Below are 19,474 nucleotides of genomic sequence, written 5' to 3' on the forward strand. Positions count from 1 at the left end.
CTGAAGAGCCTTTTTTCAGCACAAAAACAAACGCCCCGAACAAGTCGGGGCGTTTGGTCTAGGGCCTATCAGTGTGTTTTCACACAGTCTGCTTCGGGGCCCTTTGTCGTTTCCCGTCATGACAACCCTTTCATGACAGAAATGTTTCAAATGCTTGCCGAGCGTGCGAAGCTGGCGGCAGGTCCGCAAAACAACTAAAGCTTGAGTGAGCACTGGATAAAACGCCCACCCCCGGGCACCGGCTCACGGCTTCACCATTGGCCCCAGCCTGGGGCATCGGCAACAAGGGGGGCCTGGAACATGCTGACCCTGCTCAACCTGCTGTCCGCCGTGGCCCTGCTGGTATGGGGCACGCATATCGTGCGTACCGGCATCCTGCGGGTGTATGGCTCCAACCTGCGCCGCGTGCTCAGCCAGAACATGAGCAAACGCCCGCTGGCCTTCATCGCCGGTATCGTGGTGACGGCCCTGGTGCAAAGCAGCAACGCCACGGCGATGCTGGTCACCTCGTTCGTCGGCCAGGGCCTGATGGCCATGACCCCGGCGCTGGCGATCATGCTCGGTGCCGACGTGGGTACGGCCCTGATGGCGCGGGTGCTGACCTTCGACCTCTCGTGGCTGTCGCCGCTGCTCATCTTCCTCGGCGTGATCTTCTTCCTGTCGCGCAAGCAGACCCGTGCCGGCCAGCTGGGCCGCGTGGGCATTGGCCTGGGCCTGATCATCCTGGCGCTGCAACTGATCGTCCAGGCCGCCGCACCGATCACTCACGCCCAAGGCGTACGTGTGCTGTTCGCCTCCCTGACCGGCGACATCCTGTTGGACGCCCTGATCGGCGCCCTGTTCGCCCTGGTGTCCTATTCCAGCCTGGCCGCCGTGCTGCTCACCGCCACCCTGGCCGGGGCAGAAGTGATCAGCCTGCCGGTGGCCATCGGCCTGGTGGTCGGTGCCAACATCGGCAGCGGCCTGCTGGCGTTCCTCACCACCAGCATGCAGAACGCCGCCGGTCGGCGGGTGGCCCTGGGTAGCCTGCTGTACAAGCTGATCGGCCTGGTGCTGGTGATCCCGGTACTGCACCCACTGGTGGACTGGATGGACTCGTTGAGCTTCAGCCCCCAGGAGCTGGTGATCGGCTTCCATTTGCTCTACAACACCCTGCGCTGCCTGATCATGCTGCCCACGGTCAAACCCATGGGTCGCCTGTGCAACTGGCTGCTGCCTGACCGGGACAACGGCAACGGGCAGATCCGCCCCCGACATCTGGACGCCACGGCCCTGGCCACGCCAAGTCTGGCCCTGGCCAACGCCGCACGCGAGACATTGCGCCTGGGCGACATCGTCGACAGCCTGCTCGAGGCGATGCTCGGCGCCCTGCGCGGTACCCAGACCGCCGTGCCGCAGCAGGTTCGTGCGCTCGGCGAGGATGCCGAGGCGCTGTACAGTGCCATCAAGCTGTACCTGGCGCAGATGAGCCGGGAGGACCTCAGCGAGCAGGACAACCGGCGCTGGGCCGAGATCATCGAGCTTGCCATCAACCTCAAGCTTGCCAGCGACCTGATCGAGCGGATGCTGCGCAAGGTCCAGCAGCAGAAGACGTCACAGCGCAGGGAGTTCTCCCAGGTCGGCCTGGAAGAGCTGACTGGCCTCCAGGAACAATTGCTGGCCAACCTGCGCTTGGGCCTGTCGGTGTTCCTCAGTGCCGACCCGGAAAGCGCCCGCCTGCTGCTGCGCGAGAAACGCCGTTTTCGCGCCCAGGAACGTCGCCTTGCCCACGCCCATGTCAGCCGTCTGCAACGTAAAGTGGTGCAAAGTATCGAGACCAGTTCGCTACACTTGGAGCTGATCGCCGACATGAAGCGATTGAACTCTTTGTTCTGCAGCAGTGCCTATGTGGTACTGGGCGGCGGGGATACGGGCGGGCTTCTGCTCGACAGCGTGCCGGACGAAGCCCGCCTGTCCTGAACTTGCACACCTGGAGACCCACGCCCGCCGATGCGTTGCCTGATGTTCATTTGCCTGCTGATCTGCAGCCTCCCTTCGCTTGCCCTCGATCGCTCACAGGTAGAGGGCTACCTGTTGCCCAACGGCTTGCAGGTGATCCTCAAATCCGGCTACGAGCGCGACCACGTGGCGATCCGCCTGGTGGTAGGCGTTGGCCTGGACGATTTCGATTGCGACCAGAAAGAGCTGCCGCACTTGCTCGAGCACCTGCTGTTCACCGGTATCGACGATACCGGTGAAGGCGGCCTGGAGGAGCGCATCCAAGCCCTGGGCGGGGAGTGGAACGCCTACACCAGCAGCGCCGACACCACCTTCGTGATCGAAGCCCCGGCGCATAACCAGCGCAAGGTGCTCGACCTGCTGTTGGCGGTGATCCGCGATACGCCCATCGACGCCAAGGCCTTGACCACGGCCAAGAAGATCATCGAACGCGAGGACGGCGGCCACTACGGCCACCTGCAACGCTGGCTCGACCGCCAGGACATCGGCCACCCCGGAAGCGACCAATTGGCCGTAGAGCTGGGCCTCAAGTGCCCGGAGCGCTCCAACGTCGATGCCATGACCCTGGAGCAGGTCAAGGCCCTGCGCGAGCACTGGTACGCCGCCAACAACATGACCTTGATCGTGGTCGGCGGCCTCGACCGCCTGCTGCCGGCCTACCTGGAGCGCACCTACGGCGAACTGCCGGCGAGCGAACCGGGTGAGCGGCGCAGCCTGGAATCCATCAGCCAGAAGGCCGAGCAACGCCGCGACCTGACGCGCGGCTGGTTGGGTGACAACGTCAAGCTGCACTGGCTGTTCATCGAGCCGGTGCTCGAAGATGGCCACGAGGCGACTCTGGACGTGCTCTCGCGCTACCTTGAATGGGCCCTGTACGACCAGCTGCGCCTGCGCCACGGCTTGTCCTACGGGCCATCGGTGCGCCGCGAAAGCTTCGGCGATACCGGCATGCTCGCGCTCAACGCGGACCTTGAGCGCCAGGATGTGGACACCGCCGTCAAGGTGCTGCAGCAACTGTTCGAGCACCTGCGCGAGCACGGCCTGGACCCGGACACCTTTGCCCGCATCAAGGACGCCGCCATCGCCCGTGAAAGCTGGAACACACAAGGCAACAGCGCCCTGGCCGACTACTACTGGAGCGCGCTCAACAACTACAGCGATGGGCGCTTCCTGGACCCGACACGCAAGCTACGCCAGGTCAGCCTCGAGCAGGCGGACGCAGCCTTGCGCGAAATGCTCAAGGCCCAGGGCTACCTGCGCATCGAGAAACCGCTGCTAGGCTATGACGAGCTCTACGGGCTGGTCGCGCTGGTGCTGGGCGTGATCCTGGCCGGCGGCCTGCTGCGCCGCCGGCGCCATTCGGCGCCCACGCCTGGTGGCGCTACACGCGAGCCCTGATTTGGCAGTATCCTTGTGGCATCATCTCGCCAGCTCCGGCCCTATCATCCGTGCAGGAGCGGGCTCGTCCCGCGATAGGGCCAGTATGGCCCCCACATTCATGCCTTCTCTGTTGCCCCCATGCCTCCAATACCCCACTTCGTCATCCGCGTGATCGAGCTGCTCAAGCGCTACCCCGGCGTCATCGCGCTGGGCGGTTTCCTGTCCGGTGTCGGCAGCTTCATCCTGGTCGATCGCCAGGCCGGCCTGGCCAGCTGGATCGCCGTGCTGATGCTGGTCAGCTGGATCTGGCTGATGCTGGAGAACACCCTCACAGGTCTGTTCACCAAGGTCTTCAAGCGCGAGATCCCGCAGCCGCTGCTGCGCTATGCCACACAGATGATCCACCAGGAGAGCCTGTTCTTCGTCCTGCCGTTCTTCTTCATCACCACCACCTGGAACAGCAGCCAGGTGGTGTTCACCGGCTTGCTCGCCGCCGCCGGGCTGGTCTCGATCATCGACCCGCTGTACTACAAGTGGCTCGCGCCCAGGCGTTGGCTGTTCCTCGCGCTGCATACCCTGACCCTGTTCGCCGCGCTGCTTACTGCCCTGCCGATCATCCTGCACCTGACCACGGCGCAAAGCTTCAAGCTGGCCTTGATCATTGCCATGGCCTTGTCGTTCCCCAGCCTTGCGAGCAGTTTCCCCATCAACAGCTGGCGTCGCGCGGTGGCCCTGGTGCTGGTCACCCTCACCGTGGGTGGTGGCGGCTGGCTGTTGCGCTCCTGGGTACCGCCGGCCACCCTGTGGATGACCGAGGTGGCGGTCAGCACCGAAGTGCAGAACCGCCAGCCTGGGGATTCGCTCGAGGAAGTCCCCGCCAGCCGCATCCGCAGCGGCGGCCTGTACGCCTACACCGCGATCAATGCCCCCCGCGGCCTGAACGAGCGCATCTACCATGTGTGGCAGTTGAACGGCAAAGAGGTGGACCGCATCGCCCTGGATATCCACGGTGGGCGCAAGGAGGGTTACCGGGCCTGGACCCACAAGCAGAACTTCCCGCCCAACCCCGTAGGCAAATGGCAGGTGAGGGTGCTGACCGAGGACGGGCAGGTGATCGGCGTGCTGCGCTTCAAGATCATCGATGATGCGCCGTCCCAATGAAATAGCGGCCCAGCCCCCATCGCCGGCAAGCCGGCTCCCACCGGTACTTCGCCAACCACATCCTGTGGGGCTTGCCGGCGATGGGCTGCAAAGCAGCCCCAGCAGCACCATTACGCTATGATCTGACTCGACGCCTCGCGCCCTGTCAGATGCATGGAGCTTATGACCACCCCCAGCGCCACCTTGGACACCAGCAGCCAACCGGCCTGCCTGCGCATTGCCGGTGACTGGACCCTGGCCCACTACGCCGACCTCAAGCGCGAGAGCGACCAGCTGCGCACGCAATACGGCGACGACGCCATTGCCGACCTGAGCCAATTGGGCCGCCTGGACACCGCCGGCGCCTCGCTGCTGGCCGAACTGCTCGGCTCCGAGCGCCTGTCGCGCTGCACCGGCGAGCTTCCCGAAGCCAGCCGTGCCCTGCTCAAGAACGTCTACTGCTCGGTGCAGGACTACTGCATCCCAACCAAGGAGCCCGAGCGCCACGTCCTGCTGCTGTTGCTCGAGCGTATAGGCTGCGCCGTCGCCACCCTCTGGCAGGATACCCGGCAACTACTCGGCTTCATCGGCCTGATCCTGGAAACCTTGGCGCGCCGCGCCCTGCAGCCCCATCGCTGGCGCATCACGCCGGTGGTCTCGCACATCGAACAAACCGGCCTGGACGCCGCGCCCATCGTTGCCTTGCTCACCTTCCTGGTGGGTGCGGTGGTGGCCTTCCTCGGTGCCACGGTGCTGGCCGACTTCGGCGCCACCCTCTTCACTGTCGACCTGGTGGCGTTCTCCTTCCTGCGTGAGTTCGCCGTGCTGCTGACCGCGATCCTCATGGCCGGACGCACCGCCAGCGCCTTCACCGCGCAAATCGGCTCGATGAAGGCCAACGAAGAGATCGACGCCATTCGAACCCTCGGGCTGAACCCCATCGAGTTGCTGGTGGCCCCCCGGGTGCTGGCTTTGCTGATCACCCTGCCGTTGCTAACGTTCGTCGCGATGCTCTGCGGCATTGTCGGGGGCGCGGTGGTCTGTGCCTTGTCCCTGGACATCCCGCCGGCCATGTTCCTTTCGCTGCTGCAAAGCGACATCGGCGTGCAGCATTTCCTCGTCGGCCTGGTCAAGGCGCCGTTCTTCGCCTTTTTGATCGCGGCCATCGGCTGCCTGGAAGGCTTCAAGGTCACCGGCAGCGCCGAATCGGTGGGCGCGCACACGACCTCGAGCGTAGTCCAGTCGATTTTCGTGGTGATCGTGCTCGATGCCGTGGCGGCGCTGTTCTTCATGGAGATGGGCTGGTGAGTGGTATAGGCGAAGCCGTGATCGAGGCCCGGGGCATCTGCAACCGCTTCGGCAGCCAGAGCGTGCATGAAAACCTCGACCTGGACCTGTACCGAGGCGAGATCCTCGCCGTGGTCGGCGGCTCGGGCAGCGGCAAGTCGGTGCTGTTGCGCAGCATCATCGGCCTGCGCCGGCCCAACGAAGGGCAGGTCAAGGTCTTCGGCCAGGACCTGGCCACGCTGAACAACGAGCAGCGCTCGCACGTGGAGCGGCGTTTCGGCGTGCTGTTTCAGAAGGGCGCACTGTTTTCCTCGCTGACGGTGACCGAGAACGTGGCCCTGCCGCTGATCGAGCACGCCGGGCTGTCCCGTGCCGACGCCGAGCACCTGGCCGGGGTCAAGCTAGCCCTGGCCGGGCTGCCGATTTCCGCGGCCGACAAATACCCCTCGTCGCTGTCCGGCGGCATGATCAAGCGCGCCGCCCTGGCCCGGGCCCTGGCGCTGGACCCAGACATCCTGTTCCTCGATGAACCCACCGCCGGCCTGGATCCGATCGGCGCAGCGGCCTTCGACCAGCTGATCCTCACCCTGCGCGATGCCCTGGGCCTGTCGGTGTTCCTGATCACCCACGACCTGGATACCCTCTATACCATCACCGACCGGGTCGCAGTGCTGTCGCAGAAGAAAGTCCTGGTGGCCGGCCCCTTGGCCCAGGTCGAGCAGACCGACGACGCCTGGATCCACGAATACTTTCACGGCCCACGCGGGCGGGCGGCCGAGCATGCCGCCGCCAGTGCAGGGCAGGAGCGCTGAACAATGGAAACCCGAGCTCATCACGTCCTGATAGGCCTGGTCACCGTCCTGGTGGTGGCCGGCGCCATGCTGTTCGGCCTGTGGCTGACCAAGTCCAGCGTAGACGACACCTTCAAGGACTACGAAGTGGTGTTCAACGAAGCCGTTTCGGGCCTGTCCCGGGGTAGCCCGGTGCAATACAACGGCATCAAGGTCGGCGATGTCAGTACTCTGCGCCTGGACCCCAAGGACCCGCGCCGGGTACTCGCGCGCATTCGCCTGAGCGCCGATACCCCGGTCAAGGAAGATACCCAGGCCAAGCTGACCCTGGCCGGGGTGACCGGCAACGCGTTCATCCAGCTCACCGGCGGCACGCCGCAAAGCCCGGAGCTCAAGGGCAAGGACGGCAAGCTGCCGGTGATCGTGGCCTCGCCGTCGCCCATCTCGCGCCTGCTCAGCGACAGCAGCGACCTAGTGACCAACGTCAACCTGCTGCTGCACAACGCCAACCAGATGTTCTCAGAAGACAACATCGAGCGCCTGAGCAACACCCTGGCCAACCTGGAACAGACCACCGGTACCTTCGCCAACAACAAGGGCGGTATCAGCCAGGCCATCGAGCAACTGGCTGAAGTGGGCAAACAGGCCAACGCCACCCTGGCCGAAACCCAGGCCCTGATGCACAACGCCAACGGCCTGCTCGGCAGCGAGGGCAGGCAGGCCTTTGGCAGCGCCGAACAGGCCATGCAGTCGCTGGCCGAAAGCACCGCGACCATCAACAGCCTGCTCAAGGACAACCGCGAAGCCCTCGACGACGGCGCCCAAGGCCTCAACCAGCTGGCCCCGGCCATCCGCGAACTGCGCGAAACCTTGAACGCCCTCAAGGGCATCTCGCGGCGCCTGGAAGCGGACCCGAGCGGCTACCTGCTGGGCCGTGACAACAACAAGGAGTTCCAGCCATGAAACCGTCTCTGCGCCTTCTGGCGCTGGCCGCCACGCTGAGCCTGGCCACGGCCTGCTCGATCCTGCCGCAGAGCGAGCCGGTGGACATCTACCGCTTGCCGGTGAACCAGGCGGGTCGCACGGTCCCGCCGCTGGACTGGTCGCTGCGCCTGAACAAGCCATTGGCCAGCGAAACCCTGGCCGGGCCTCGCATCGCGGTGATCCCCCAGGGCGACATGATCAGCAGCTACAAGGGCGCGCGCTGGAGCGACCCGGTGCCGCTGCTGGTACGCAACCGCCTGCTCGATGGGTTCCAGCGCGACGGCCGGGTGCAGCGCCTGAGCGCCGATGACAGCAACTTGCAAGCCGACTATGAGTTGGTCGGCGAGTTGCAGGCCTTCCAAAGCGAGTACCGTGCTGGCGGTGCCGTGGAGGTGGTGATCCGCTATGACGCGCGCCTGGTGCAAGGGCGCAGCCAACGCATCCTCGCCAGCCACCGCTTCGAAGTGCGCCAGCCGCTGGCCGACGAACAGGTCGCGGCGGTGGTCGCCGGCTTCGGCACGGCGAGCGACCAACTGGTGGCGCAATTGGTGGACTGGACCGTCGGCCAGGCCAGCCAGGCTCAGGCGAAGAACCAGTAGCAGACGCAGATCGCCGCGATCACCCCGGCAAGTTCGGCAAGCAGGGCGCAGCCCACGGCGTGGCGTACGCGCTGGATGCCGACTGCGCCGAAGTACACCGCCAGCACATAGAAGGTCGTCTCGGTACTGCCTTGTACGGTCGCAGCCACCAGCGCGGGGAAGCTATCGACGCCGTGGGTCTGCATGGTCTCGATCAACATGGCGCGCGCCGCGCTGCCGGAGAACGGCTTGACCAATGCTGTCGGCAGGCCTTCGACGAAGCGGGTATCCAAGCCCATCCACTCGACGGTGTGGCGAATACCGTCCAACGCCAACTCCAGCGCGCCGGAGGCACGCAGCACGCCAACCGCGCAAAGCATGGCGACGAGGTATGGCAGCAGGCCCTTGGCCACGTCGAAGCCTTCCTTGGCGCCTTCCACGAACGCTTCGTAGACCTTGACCCGCCGCAACGCACCAACCACCAGGAACAGCACGATCACGCCGAACAGCGTCAGGTTGCCGAGGATCGACGACAGGCTGGCCAGCGCCGTCGCCGAGAGGGTGCCGAGAAATGCCATGAAGGCCCCCAGCAACAATGCGCCAGGCACCAGATAGGCCAGCACCACCGGGTCCCACAGGCGCAGGCGCTGCATCACCGCCACCGACAGCAGGCCCACCAAGGTCGAGGCGCTGGTGGCCAACAGGATCGGCAGGAACACCAGGGTAGGGTCCAGGGCGCCTTGCTGGGCGCGGTACATGAAGATGGTCACCGGCAACAGGGTCAGCGACGAGGCGTTGAGCACCAGGAACAGGATCTGCGCATTGCTCGCCGTGGTACTGCTGGGGTTGAGGTCCTGCAGGGCACGCATGGCCTTCAGGCCGATGGGGGTCGCCGCGTTGTCCAGGCCAAGGCCATTGGCGGCGAAGTTCATGGTGATCAGGCCCAGGGCAGGGTGGCCAGGCGGCACTTCGGGCATCAGCCGGGCGAACAGTGGCCCCAGGACCTTGGCCAGCCATTCGACGATACCGGCCTGTTCGGCGATCTTGAGAAAGCCCAGCCAGAGGGTAAGGGTACCGAACAGCAGGACCATGACCTCCACCGAAAGCTTGGCCATGGCGAAGATGCTCTCGACCATCGCGGCGAAAATGCCGGCATTGCCACCCACCAGCCATTGGGCCAGGGCGGATACCGCCGCCACCAGGAAAAAGCCGAGCCAAAGGCCGTTGAGCATCCGTGTATTCCCCCTGAAAAATGCCCCGAATGATAGCGGAATTGCCCGGTGGCTGTACCGGCCCAATCGCCGGCAGCCGGCTTCCACAGGTGCTGTGCGGCCTCTACATGCGGTGGGAGCCGGCTTGCCGGCGATTGGGCCGGTACAACCAACACTCTGATTTCCTGCGGCCAACAAAAAGCCCCAACCAAGGTTGGGGCTTTTTGTGCATTACAGAACGCTTTACTGGTTCTGCTGAGCCGCTTGGGCCGGCTTGCCAGCGGCAGCCACCACCGCCTCATGCTTGTTACCTGCCATCAGCGAGCTGTAGTAGCGCTCGCCCTTGGCGGCGTCGTACATGCCTTCCCACCGTGCGACAACCAGTGCCGCCAGGGCGTTGCCGATCACGTTCAGAGCGGTGCGGGCCATATCCATGATGCGGTCGACACCGGCGATGAAGGCCAGGCCTTCCAGCGGAATGCCCACGCTGCCCAGGGTCGCCAGCAGCACCACGAAGGAAACGCCCGGTACACCGGCGATACCCTTGGAGGTGACCATCAGGGTCAGCACCAGCAGCAGCTGCTGGCTCCAGGACAGGTCGATACCGTACAGCTGGGCGATGAAGATAGCCGCGATGCTCTGGTACAGGGTCGAGCCGTCAAGGTTGAACGAGTAGCCGGTCGGAACCACGAAGCTGCAGATCGACTTCGGCGCACCGTAGGCTTCCATCTTCTCGATCACCCGCGGCAGCACGGTTTCCGAGCTGGAGGTGGAGTAGGCCAGGATCAGCTCGTCTTTCATGATGCGCATGATCTTGATGACCGAGAAGCCGAACACGCGCGCCACCAGGCCCAGCACCATGAAGGCGAAGAAGGCGATGGCGAAGTACACCAGCAACACCAGCTTGGCCAATGGCAGCAGCGAGGCGAAGCCGAAGTTGGCGACAGTCACGGCGATCAGGGCGAACACGCCGATCGGGGCGTAGTTCATGATCATGTGGGTGACCTTGAACATGGTCTCCGACACGCCCTGGAAGGTACGTACCAGCGGATCGCGCAGGTCGCCCGGCAGGCTCGACAGGCCCAGACCGAACATCACCGAGAAGAAGATGATCGGCAGCATCTCGCCACGGGCCACGGCCGCGAAGATGTTGGACGGGATCAGGTTCAGCAGGGTCTCGATGAACGCATGCTCATGCTGCACCTCGGCCGCAGTGGCCTGGTACTTGGAGATATCGACGGTACCTAGGGTGCTCATGTCGATGCCGGCGCCTGGGTGGAACAGGTTGGCCAACACCAGGCCAACGACGATGGCGATGGTGGTCACCACCTCGAAGTAGATGATGGTCTTCAGGCCGATGCTGCCCAGTTTCTTCGCGTCGCCAACCCCGGCGATGCCCACGATCAGCGACGAAATCACGATCGGGACGACGATCATCTTGATCAGGCGAATGAAGATGTCACCGGCTGGCTGCAGGACATTACTGATCCACCATGCCTTTTCTGCACTGAAATGGTTCAGCAGCGCGCCGATCGCAACGCCGAGGACGAGTCCGATGAGGATCTGCCAGGCGAGGCTCAGTTTTGCCTTCTTCATGTCATTACCCTTTCTTTTAGTGGTCATGGGTGCCAAGCGGAAAAACGCATCCCAGAGCCTTTGGCAGCGCATTGGGCAGCGTTGGGCTTCCGTCCGGCGACGCCATCGAAGGTCACCGCAAGCGAGCGTCTGGGCGCTCGGGCCAGCGAAAAAGGCGGCAACTATTGCGACGGGAAAGGGGGCAGTCTAATGCCGGAAACGATTACCCTATGCCGAATCGGCATGAGGCTTGGGAGCAAAAACGCGCATCAGAGAGGGTTAGGATTCTTGCGTTCGGATTTCCGAACAAGACCAAAGCGCCATTTTTCGGCAGATTTAACAGTGGTCATTTGGGTGTTTCGGCGCCTTGTTCGACAATCCGAATGGTGCCGAACAGGACGGCGCGGCGGCGTACCTGTACGAAAAAAATTTCGATGTACGGTCGAGGCAAAATGTGCCTCCAACGAAAAAGCCAAAACGATAGGCCCTTTCTTATATAGGCGCCTCGGAAGTCCGGCCTGGCACTTGTGTCGCCTGACACGCCGGCCATGACTTCCGATGCCGCCTTGCCTGACCCGGCCCATGACGGAGGTACTCCCTGTACCCCTAGGCCACTCCGATCCTGAAGCAATCAGAACAGCCCGGCCCCCTGGTCATGCGCCACCCCTCCTCGGAGCGGCGCACCATAGAAGCCTGAAAGATAAAAAGGTTCAGCTTCTATCTGGTTACAAACCGCGACCTTCGGTCAGTACCACTTCGGGTCGCGCTTGAGCTGCTCGCGCAGCATGGCTTTCATGCCGTCGTCCGGGTCGCCCAGCCAACGATACTGCGCATGGCGGGTGGGCGATTTATCCGAAGGCAGGCCTTCGGGCACTTCAACGAGCATCCCGTAGGCATCCTCCTTGTCCCAACTGAACGCCACCACCAGGCGCTTGTAAGTGCAGTTGGTTTGGGATTCGCACAAAGGCCCGACCAGGTACTTGTCGCCATCCTCGGTAACGGCCGACATCTGCTCCTGCGAGCTGCCGCTGAGGTTGATCACCCAGTCGGGCAGGCGCTCCTCGCCTTTTATGGCGTCCTGCCAGGTTTCTCGATATTCGGGGTCCGAACCCAGCAGCTGGCTGACCCGGACCTGGCCGTCATTGGCCGCCATCGCCCCCGCGCTACCGCCCACAAGCAGGGCGGTAGCCAGGGCTTTGCAAAGCATCCGGCTCATGCTCAACCTCTACCGCGTCCGAAGAAGAAGGAAGCCACGAACAGGACCAGGAAGACGATGAACAGGATCTTCGCGATACCCGTGGCGGCGCCGGCAATACCACCGAAGCCCAGCACGGCGGCGACAATGGCAATGATCAGGAAGGTGATGGCCCAACTCAGCATGATGGTTCTCCTTTATTTTTCGAAATCGGTCGTGGTCAGAACACCCAGCGTTCCTGGGTGACGACGTTCTCCAGGGTGTCGGATGAAACCTCTTGCGCTGGCAGCGGCGCTTGCGCTCTGACCAGGGTCTCGGCACGGGTCGCCTGCAATTGCGTCAACAGCGCGGTATGTGCCGCGACCTGCTCGGCGAGCCGCGCGGTCTGCCAGCTGTAATAGAACTGGCCAGCGGCGAGCGTCAGCAGCAGGGCCAGGCCGAGGTAAAGGCACTGGCGCCAAGGAAGTTCGGCGGTCTGCGAGCGATTGACGGATTGGCGATTCATGCCGGCTCCTCCTGCTGTGTTTTTATTCGAACCTGACAGGGAAGTTGCAGCCTGCATGCCAGTCCGTGCAGTCTATTAAAATCCTTTAAATTCAATAAGTTATCTAAACTCAGACGCCGTCTTGGGCGTTTATCCTGCACGATGGCCTTTTCGAAGCCGTGCGTTTTGCACGATCAGCCTTCGACTTTACTGGCCACTTTCAACAGGTCTGCGTCCACGCCCCTTACGCCGATAATCTGCCGAGCCACCTCGACGGCAATGGTTTTCTGCTCGCTGCTGACCACCTCGCCGGAAAGGCGCACCAGGCCTTGCTCACTGGCCACCTTGAGGTTGAGGCCATCGAGATTGCGACTGAAGCGATAGCTCGCCTGGATCTTGTCGACGATCCAGTTATCGCTTGGCTGCGGCCCGCTCGGCGCATCCACGGGTTTTTCCCGGGTCTTGGCCATGGCCGCGCTGTCCAGGCTGACCAGGTTGTTGACCAGGTGCACCCCCTCGGTGGTGCGCGCCAGTACACCGGCAAGCTCTTTGGCCTCGGCGCTGTCGACCTTGCCGCGCAGGGTCACCACGCCCTCACGGCTCTCGACTTCGATCGGCGCCTTTTCGGTGACCGTGCTCCAGAGCAGCCGGGCCCGGATGACCGCCGCCAACGTCGCGTCCTCCAACCGCTGGGCGTAGGCACGCAACTCCAGCGGGCGCTCGACGAGCTGCGGGTTGACCCGCAACTGGTTGTCGACCTGTTCGATACCACGGGTCGCCAGGGCGACATGCTCGGCCAGCTGGCGCTCCACCTCGTTCTCCACCTCGCCGGATAGCGTGGCTTTGGGCCCCTCCACGCCGACTTCGATACGGAACGGGTTGAGCACACGGTTGAGCGACAGCGCCGTTTGCAGGGCGCCTTCGAGGCGGGCGTTCTGCGCGGTATCGGCCAGGGCAGGCGAGAGCACAGGCAACAACAAGGCCGCCAACAGGGCGGCTCGAGGGAATAAAGGCATGGGTTGCACCTCCTTTCGTGGCAAAAAATTGAAGATCGTCGCAACTGCCATGCCAGTCGAACGGTCTGTCAAAACGCCCGGTATGTTTCGTACCAGCGGAAGAACAGGCCAATGGCTAGCATGCAAACGACGGATTCCTTCAGAATGGACCATGCAACTTGCCCGATTTTTCCGACACTAATTGAGATCAATCCCGAAGGAGCGTAGGAACATGGAATCAGCCCAGGACACCCAAGGCCGCATTCTGCTGGTGGATGACGAATCCGCGATCCTGCGAACCTTCCGCTACTGCCTCGAAGACGAAGGCTATAGCGTGGCCACGGCCAGCAGCGCCGCCCAGGCCGATGCCTTGCTGCAGCGCCAGGTATTCGACCTGTGCTTCCTCGATTTGCGCCTGGGCGAAGACAACGGCCTCGACGTGCTCGCCCAGATGCGCATCCAGGCCCCCTGGATGCGCGTGGTCATCGTGACGGCCCATTCCGCGGTAGACACTGCGGTGGATGCCATCCAGGCCGGCGCGGCCGATTACCTGGTCAAGCCATGCAGCCCCGACCAGTTGCGCCTGGCCACCGCCAAGCAGCTGGAGGTCCGCCAACTGTCGGCACGCCTGGAGGCCCTGGAAGGCGAAGTACGCAAACCCAAGGATGGCCTGGATTCCCACAGCCCGGCGATGATGGCGGTACTGGAAACCGCCCGGCAGGTAGCGACCACCGACGCCAACATTCTCATCCTCGGCGAGTCGGGCACCGGCAAGGGCGAACTGGCGCGCGCCATCCATGGCTGGAGCAAGCGAATGCGCAAGGCCTGCGTGACCATCAACTGCCCATCGCTGAATGCCGAACTGATGGAAAGCGAACTGTTCGGCCATACCCGCGGGGCCTTTACCGGCGCCAGCGAAAGCACCCTGGGGCGGGTCAACCAGGCCGACGGCGGTACCCTGTTCCTCGACGAGATCGGTGATTTCCCCCTGACTCTGCAACCCAAGCTGCTGCGCTTCATCCAGGACAAGGAGTACGAGCGGGTCGGCGACCCGGTCACCCGCCGCGCCGATGTCCGCATCCTGGCCGCGACCAACCTCAACCTTGAAGAAATGGTCCGCGACGGGCGCTTCCGTGAAGACCTCCTCTATCGCCTGAACGTCATCACCCTGCACCTGCCGCCGCTGCGTGAGCGCAGCGAAGACATCCTCACCCTGGCCGAGCGCTTCCTGGCCCGCTTCGTCAAGGAATACGCGCGCCCGGCCCGGGTGTTCAGCGACGAGGCGCGCACTGCGCTGCTCAATTACCGCTGGCCCGGCAATATCCGCGAGCTGCGCAACGTGGTGGAACGGGCGAGCATCATCTGCCCACAGGAACGGGTGGAGATCGCCCACCTGGGCATGGCCGAAGCGCCCACCAGCAACGCACCGCGCATCGGCGCCGCCTTGAGCCTGGACGAGCTCGAGCGCGCGCACATCGGCGCGGTCCTGGCTGCCAGCGATACCTTGGACCAGGCGGCCAAAACCTTGGGTATCGATGCTTCGACCCTGTACCGCAAACGCAAGCAGTACAACTTATGAAATGGCCGATGAAGCTGCGTACGCGGCTTTTCCTGAGCATTTCGGCGCTGGTCAGCGTCGCCTTGCTTGGCCTGTTGCTCGGGCTGGTGAGCGTGGTACAGATGGCCACCGTCCACCAGCGGCTGGTGGAAGAAACCACCCGAACGTTGGAAATCGGGCTGAAACTGCGGCAGAACCTTGGCGAGCAGTTGACCCTGATTCTCAACGAGAACACCGATTCGCGCAGCCTGCTGGCGTTGCAGGAAGATTTCCAGGCCCTGCTCAACCAAGACCTGGCCGGAGGCGGCGAACGTACAGCGTTCAGCAAGACCAGCAGCAACTACCAGGCGTTTCTCCAGGCCTACCGGGACAGTACGGCGCCCGCGCGGAACATGAGCCCCGACCTGCCGCTGGGTGCTGCCTTCAATCAAGTCCGCAACGACCTCATCGACTCCCACAAGCAGGCCCTCGAACACATCACCAGTGGTGAGGCCCATACTCGTGACCGCGCCTTGCTGGTCAGTGGGCTGCTCAGCCTGCTGGGCCTGGCGGTACTGGTACTGGGGTTCGCCACCGCGCACAACATCGCCCGCCGCTTCGGCCAGCCGATCGAGGCCTTGGCCAAGGCCGCCGACCAAGTCGGCCAAGGCAATTTCGACGTCACCCTGCCGGTCACCCAAGCCAGCGAGCTCAACCAGCTGACCCGGCGCTTCGGGCTGATGGCAGATGCCCTGCGCAAGCACCAGGCCACCAATGTCGATGAACTGCTGGCCGGCCAGCAACGCCTGCAGGCGGTGCTCGACAGCATCGATGACGGATTGCTGATCATCGACCGCCAAGGCTGCCTGGAGCACCTGAACCCAGTGGCACAGCGTCAGCTGGGTTGGGACACCAGCCGGGTCGGCAGCGGCCTGACCGAAGCGCTGCAACGCCCGGAGCTGGAGCAGCAGCTGCGCCAGGTCCTGCGCGGCGGCAGCCTGGACCGCCCGCCCGATGACCTGAGCATCGAGATAGACGAAGAAACCCGGCTGCTGACCTACAGCCTCACACCGGTCTGCCATCCTGAGGGGCCGATCCTGGGCGCCGTGATGGTGCTGCACGACGTCACCGAACAGCGTGCCTTCGAGCGGGTACGCAGCGAATTCGTCCTACGGGCCTCCCATGAGCTGCGCACGCCGGTCACCGGCATGCACATGGCATTCGGCCTGCTGCGCGAGCGCGTGGCGTTTCCACCCGACGCGCGGGAGAACGACCTGCTCGAGACCATCGGCGAGGAAATGCAGCGCCTGACCCAACTGATCAACGACCTGCTCAACTTTTCCCGCTACCAGAGCGGCCTGCAAAAGCTGGAGCTGGCCCCTTGCGCCATCGACCAGCTGCTCGAGCATGCCCAGGCGCGCTTCGCCGAACTGGCTGTGCAGAAAGAGATCGAGCTGTTCATCGAACTGGAGTCGCCCTTGCCACGCATTCAGGCGGACGTGGCCCAACTGGACCGGGTATTGGACAACCTGCTGCACAACGCCATCCGCCATACCGCCAGCGGCGGGCGCATCCGCCTGCATGCGCGGCGGCATGCCGAACGGGTGATCATCGGGGTGGAAGACAATGGCGAAGGCATCGCCTATGGCCAACAAGGCCGGATCTTCGAGCCGTTCGTCCAGGTCGGGCGCAAGAAGGGCGGTGCCGGGCTTGGCCTGGCCTTGTGCAAGGAAATCGTCCAGCTGCACGGGGGCCGCATGGGCGTGTACTCCCGGCCTGGGCAGGGTACCCAGTTCTATATGGCCTTGCCTGTCTAGCGGCTACCTGCGGTTACGCCGCTCGCGGGTGACCAATACGGTAAATTGGCGAGCCGTGAGCGGATGAGCGAACAGCCAGCCCTGGCCATAGTTGACCCCTTCGCTGTTGAGCAGTACCGCCTGGTCTTCGCATTCGATGCCCTCGGCAATCACCCGCAGGTGCAGGGAATGGGCCATGCGGATGATATGGGGCGCCACGCCACTGCTGGCGGCATCGTGCCCCAGGGCATCGATGAACGCCTTGTCGATCTTCAGGCAGTCCACCGGCAAGGTTTGCAAGTAGGCGAGGCTGCAGTAGCCGGTGCCGAAGTCGTCGATCAGCACCTGGTGCCCCACGGCCCTCAAAGCCTGCAGATTGTTACGCGCCACCACTACATCGATCAGGCCACGCTCGGTCACTTCGAAGGCGATCTGGCTGGCAGCCACCCGGTGATGTGCCAACAGCCGGGCCGCCACCCGACCGATACGGGGGACCATGACATCGCACGCCGCGAGGTTCACCGAGATGTACAGCTCAGGGTTGGCCCGCAGCAACTGGCTCAGCTGCTCCAATACCCGTTGCAGGACGAAGTCGGTTATCTGGCGGATCTGCCCGGTATTTTCGGCCAAGGGGATGAACAGCTCCGGGCTGGTCAGGGTGCCATCCGGCCGCAGCCAGCGCACCAGCGCCTCGGCACCGACGCAGCGTCGGCTGTTCAATTCGAAGATCGGCTGGTAGAGCACCTGCAGCTCTCCCCGGCGCAGGGCGTTCTGCAGCTCCGAACTCATCGAGCGCCGCTGCAGGATCAACTGCAGCACCAGCCAACCGATGCAGCACGCCAGCACCAGGCTGCCAGGGAACAACAGCCAGAGCATGCCATTCATCTTCAAGGGCAGGCCTGCGCGCGGGGCGATCAGTACCAACTGATAGTCCGGAGACTTGGTCTGCATGTAATAAAGCAGCCGGTCATCCAGCTCCACCAGCGGCTGGCTCGACGGCGGCGGCCAATCAGCCGCCGGCGGCCAGCGCTGGGGAGGGCCAAGCACCGGGATGGCGCGGGTACCGTGGTCGAGGACCACCAGCACGCTGCTGCCCAGGGGCAGGTCGACCACGTCGGTGAGGTGCCCCCGCGAAGTGGAGACCAGGAATTGGCCCCGGCCAAGCATCAGCGCCGCCAGGTTCTCGTTGGGTTCGGTGGAGGTATTGAGCCAATAGCTGTAGGTCGGCCCTTGAATATCTGGGGCCCGGAACGGCTCGATGGCCCGTTCGCCGCCGCGGTTGGAGCAGGCCTCGGTGCCGTCTACGTAGGCCGCTTCGTAGATGAAGCGCGAGCTTAGCCCCACTTGCTGCAAAGCCGCGATCATCGCCGCATCGCAACCTCGCAAAGGTTGCGCCTGGAGCTGGTCGACACCTTCTCGCAGTTGCCCGAAGATCTGCTCCAGCCGCTCCAGAAAGCGCTCACCCCGAGCATTCATCTGCGCGCTTTCGTTCTGCTTCACCTGCTGGAGCGCCACGCCGAGGCTTGCCGTGAGCAACAGTACTGCGCTGGAAAATGCGGCCAGCCCAGCCAGCATCCAGGGACGGTGGAAAAATTGACGCAGTGCCGCAAGGAACGCTGACATCGCAGACATCCAGTTGATTACCAAGAGGTATAGCAACTATGCGTGCAGTCAGCGTTGCCGTTGGGCGCAATCCCGGCCCGTTCGGGGAAGTAACCGATCAGCGTGTGCGGTTGAGCACCTGCAACATGGCGGCGGTCTGGGCGTCGGGCATGCCGTCGAAACGCTGCGCACGGAAGCGCATCTGGAAGGCCGCGATCACGTGACGGGTGGACACATCCAGCTCGCCGGTCTGGTCGATGGCATAGCCGAAGCGTGCCAGCTGCTGCTGGTACCAGGTGATCGTCGGTGGGTTGACGCTGAAGTAGGCCTGTTGCCGAGCCACCGCAGTGGCCTCCGGCCACACGCCCAGCCCAGCATCGGCCAGGCGTTTCCAGGGGAACATCGGCCCTGGGTCGAGCTTGCGCAACGGGGCGATGTCGCTGTGGCCGATGATGTGCCGGGGCTCGATATTGTTGCGTTTGACGATGTCCTTGAGCAGCGCGATCAGCGCCTGGACCTGCGCCTCGCTGTACGGGTGCCAAACCCGGCCGTTGGGCGTGTCGGTGTAGCCCGGGTTGACGATTTCGATGCCGATGGAGCTGGAGTTCAGCCAGGTGCGGCCTTGCCATTGACTATCGCCGGCATGCCAGGCCCGGCGGTTCTCGTCGACCAGCTGGTAGACCGTGGCCGGCCCGTCGCCGATCAGGTAATGGCTGCTGACTTCGCCATGGGTCAGCAAGGCCAGGGAGCGCTCCAATGACGCGTTGGTGTAGTGCAGGACCACGAACTGGATACGGCTGTCGTGATTGACCGAAGGGTGACTGCGGTCGATGCGCAGGCCGGTAGAGCAACCGGCCAGGACGATCGACAGCAGGACGGTGAACAACACTTTCATGTAAGGCGCCAGGGTGATGAGTCAGT

18 protein-coding genes are annotated in these 19,474 nt (G+C 63.9%); 10 read left to right on the top strand and 8 right to left on the bottom strand.

Annotated features, from left to right (window positions below; translation table 11 throughout):
* The 8 genes from IRZ56_RS23155 to IRZ56_RS11925 form a co-directional block, all read left to right on the top strand.
* Positions 1-198 (top strand): hypothetical protein (locus IRZ56_RS23155; RefSeq protein ID WP_230390372.1); only part of this gene is annotated, 198 nt, incomplete at its 5' end.
* A 102-nt stretch (positions 199-300) separates the two neighbouring features.
* Complete coding sequence (locus IRZ56_RS11895) at positions 301-1,959, top strand: Na/Pi cotransporter family protein (protein ID WP_196145114.1); 1,659 nt, start codon at positions 301-303, stop codon at positions 1,957-1,959.
* A 30-nt stretch (positions 1,960-1,989) separates the two neighbouring features.
* Entirely contained in the window at positions 1,990-3,396 is a 1,407-nt protein-coding gene (locus IRZ56_RS11900; RefSeq protein ID WP_196145115.1) for a M16 family metallopeptidase, read from the top strand.
* 120 nt (positions 3,397-3,516) lie between these two features.
* Positions 3,517-4,539, top strand: coding sequence for a DUF5924 family protein (locus IRZ56_RS11905; RefSeq protein WP_196145116.1), 1,023 nt, complete (start codon positions 3,517-3,519; stop codon positions 4,537-4,539).
* Positions 4,540-4,692: 153 nt separating this feature from the next.
* The gene (locus tag IRZ56_RS11910) at positions 4,693-5,826 is read left to right on the top strand and encodes an ABC transporter permease (RefSeq protein ID WP_196145117.1); all 1,134 of its coding nucleotides are present in this window, start codon (positions 4,693-4,695) and stop codon (positions 5,824-5,826) included.
* Positions 5,823-6,617 (top strand): ABC transporter ATP-binding protein, encoded by a 795-nt coding sequence (locus IRZ56_RS11915; RefSeq protein WP_196145118.1) that lies wholly within the window; start codon positions 5,823-5,825, stop codon positions 6,615-6,617. The genes IRZ56_RS11910 and IRZ56_RS11915 overlap by 4 nt, the downstream gene beginning before the upstream one ends.
* Positions 6,618-6,620: 3 nt before the next feature.
* Positions 6,621-7,559 carry an MlaD family protein gene (locus tag IRZ56_RS11920; RefSeq protein ID WP_196145119.1) on the top strand — a complete coding sequence of 313 codons (939 nt, stop codon included), beginning with the start codon at positions 6,621-6,623 and terminating at the stop codon, positions 7,557-7,559.
* Positions 7,556-8,179, top strand: coding sequence for an ABC-type transport auxiliary lipoprotein family protein (locus tag IRZ56_RS11925; protein WP_196145120.1), 624 nt, complete (start codon positions 7,556-7,558; stop codon positions 8,177-8,179). The genes IRZ56_RS11920 and IRZ56_RS11925 overlap by 4 nt, the downstream gene beginning before the upstream one ends.
* Here the strand turns inward: IRZ56_RS11925 and IRZ56_RS11930 are convergent.
* The 6 genes from IRZ56_RS11930 to IRZ56_RS11955 all read right to left on the bottom strand — a co-directional run bounded on the left by IRZ56_RS11930 (position 8,161) and on the right by IRZ56_RS11955 (position 13,639).
* A complete protein-coding gene (locus IRZ56_RS11930) occupies positions 8,161-9,390 on the bottom strand; it encodes a nucleoside recognition domain-containing protein (RefSeq protein WP_196145121.1) in 1,230 nt (409 codons plus the stop codon). The genes IRZ56_RS11925 and IRZ56_RS11930 overlap by 19 nt on opposite strands.
* A 222-nt stretch (positions 9,391-9,612) precedes the next feature.
* A complete protein-coding gene (gltP, locus tag IRZ56_RS11935; RefSeq protein WP_196145122.1) occupies positions 9,613-10,965 on the bottom strand; it encodes a glutamate/aspartate:proton symporter GltP in 1,353 nt (450 codons plus the stop codon).
* A gap of 724 nt (positions 10,966-11,689) precedes the next feature.
* Positions 11,690-12,160 carry an inhibitor of vertebrate lysozyme family protein gene (locus IRZ56_RS11940; protein ID WP_196145123.1) on the bottom strand — a complete coding sequence of 157 codons (471 nt, stop codon included), beginning with the start codon at positions 12,158-12,160 and terminating at the stop codon, positions 11,690-11,692.
* A gap of 2 nt (positions 12,161-12,162) precedes the next feature.
* Positions 12,163-12,324 (bottom strand): DUF1328 domain-containing protein, encoded by a 162-nt coding sequence (locus tag IRZ56_RS11945; RefSeq protein WP_003252966.1) that lies wholly within the window; start codon positions 12,322-12,324, stop codon positions 12,163-12,165.
* 35 nt (positions 12,325-12,359) lie between these two features.
* Complete coding sequence (locus tag IRZ56_RS11950; protein WP_196145124.1) at positions 12,360-12,644, bottom strand: hypothetical protein; 285 nt, start codon at positions 12,642-12,644, stop codon at positions 12,360-12,362.
* A gap of 173 nt (positions 12,645-12,817) precedes the next feature.
* The gene (locus IRZ56_RS11955) at positions 12,818-13,639 is read right to left on the bottom strand and encodes a BON domain-containing protein (protein ID WP_196145125.1); all 822 of its coding nucleotides are present in this window, start codon (positions 13,637-13,639) and stop codon (positions 12,818-12,820) included.
* 211 nt (positions 13,640-13,850) lie between these two features.
* Here IRZ56_RS11955 and algB point away from each other — a divergent pair, with 211 nt between their 5' ends.
* Together algB and IRZ56_RS11965 are read left to right on the top strand one after the other, a co-directional pair.
* Entirely contained in the window at positions 13,851-15,197 is a 1,347-nt protein-coding gene (gene algB, locus IRZ56_RS11960) for a sigma-54-dependent response regulator transcription factor AlgB (protein ID WP_196145126.1), read from the top strand.
* Positions 15,194-16,972: a KinB sensor domain-containing domain gene (locus IRZ56_RS11965; RefSeq protein WP_196145127.1), complete on the top strand. Its 1,779-nt coding sequence runs from the start codon at positions 15,194-15,196 to the stop codon at positions 16,970-16,972. Before algB ends, IRZ56_RS11965 begins: the two co-directional genes overlap by 4 nt.
* Positions 16,973-16,975: 3 nt before the next feature.
* On the opposite strand, the gene IRZ56_RS11970 is transcribed toward IRZ56_RS11965, so the two are convergent.
* Both IRZ56_RS11970 and IRZ56_RS11975 read right to left on the bottom strand, forming a co-directional pair.
* Complete coding sequence (locus IRZ56_RS11970) at positions 16,976-18,574, bottom strand: EAL domain-containing protein (protein WP_196145128.1); 1,599 nt, start codon at positions 18,572-18,574, stop codon at positions 16,976-16,978.
* A 97-nt stretch (positions 18,575-18,671) separates the two neighbouring features.
* Positions 18,672-19,448, bottom strand: a complete 777-nt coding sequence (locus tag IRZ56_RS11975) for an N-acetylmuramoyl-L-alanine amidase (RefSeq protein ID WP_196145129.1) — start codon at positions 19,446-19,448, stop codon at positions 18,672-18,674.
* Between the last annotated feature and the right edge of the window lie 26 nt (positions 19,449-19,474).

It is taken from the genome of Pseudomonas guariconensis (assembly GCF_015680235.1).
Lineage (GTDB): Bacteria > Pseudomonadota > Gammaproteobacteria > Pseudomonadales > Pseudomonadaceae > Aquipseudomonas > Aquipseudomonas guariconensis_A.

Coding starts and splice junctions, on each gene's coding strand:
- IRZ56_RS11940 (WP_196145123.1), bottom strand. CDS start 12,160: ATGAGCCGGATGCTTTGCAAAGCCCTGGCTACCGCCCTGCTTGTGGGC.
- algB (WP_196145126.1), top strand. CDS start 13,851: ATGGAATCAGCCCAGGACACCCAAGGCCGCATTCTGCTGGTGGATGAC.
- IRZ56_RS11970 (WP_196145128.1), bottom strand. CDS start 18,574: ATGTCAGCGTTCCTTGCGGCACTGCGTCAATTTTTCCACCGTCCCTGG.
- IRZ56_RS11975 (WP_196145129.1), bottom strand. CDS start 19,448: ATGAAAGTGTTGTTCACCGTCCTGCTGTCGATCGTCCTGGCCGGTTGC.
- IRZ56_RS11900 (WP_196145115.1), top strand. CDS start 1,990: ATGCGTTGCCTGATGTTCATTTGCCTGCTGATCTGCAGCCTCCCTTCG.
- IRZ56_RS11920 (WP_196145119.1), top strand. CDS start 6,621: ATGGAAACCCGAGCTCATCACGTCCTGATAGGCCTGGTCACCGTCCTG.
- IRZ56_RS11930 (WP_196145121.1), bottom strand. CDS start 9,390: ATGCTCAACGGCCTTTGGCTCGGCTTTTTCCTGGTGGCGGCGGTATCC.
- IRZ56_RS11905 (WP_196145116.1), top strand. CDS start 3,517: ATGCCTCCAATACCCCACTTCGTCATCCGCGTGATCGAGCTGCTCAAG.
- IRZ56_RS11955 (WP_196145125.1), bottom strand. CDS start 13,639: ATGCCTTTATTCCCTCGAGCCGCCCTGTTGGCGGCCTTGTTGTTGCCT.
- IRZ56_RS11895 (WP_196145114.1), top strand. CDS start 301: ATGCTGACCCTGCTCAACCTGCTGTCCGCCGTGGCCCTGCTGGTATGG.
- IRZ56_RS11910 (WP_196145117.1), top strand. CDS start 4,693: ATGGAGCTTATGACCACCCCCAGCGCCACCTTGGACACCAGCAGCCAA.
- IRZ56_RS11925 (WP_196145120.1), top strand. CDS start 7,556: ATGAAACCGTCTCTGCGCCTTCTGGCGCTGGCCGCCACGCTGAGCCTG.
- IRZ56_RS11950 (WP_196145124.1), bottom strand. CDS start 12,644: ATGAATCGCCAATCCGTCAATCGCTCGCAGACCGCCGAACTTCCTTGG.
- IRZ56_RS11945 (WP_003252966.1), bottom strand. CDS start 12,324: ATGCTGAGTTGGGCCATCACCTTCCTGATCATTGCCATTGTCGCCGCC.
- IRZ56_RS11965 (WP_196145127.1), top strand. CDS start 15,194: ATGAAATGGCCGATGAAGCTGCGTACGCGGCTTTTCCTGAGCATTTCG.
- gltP (WP_196145122.1), bottom strand. CDS start 10,965: ATGAAGAAGGCAAAACTGAGCCTCGCCTGGCAGATCCTCATCGGACTC.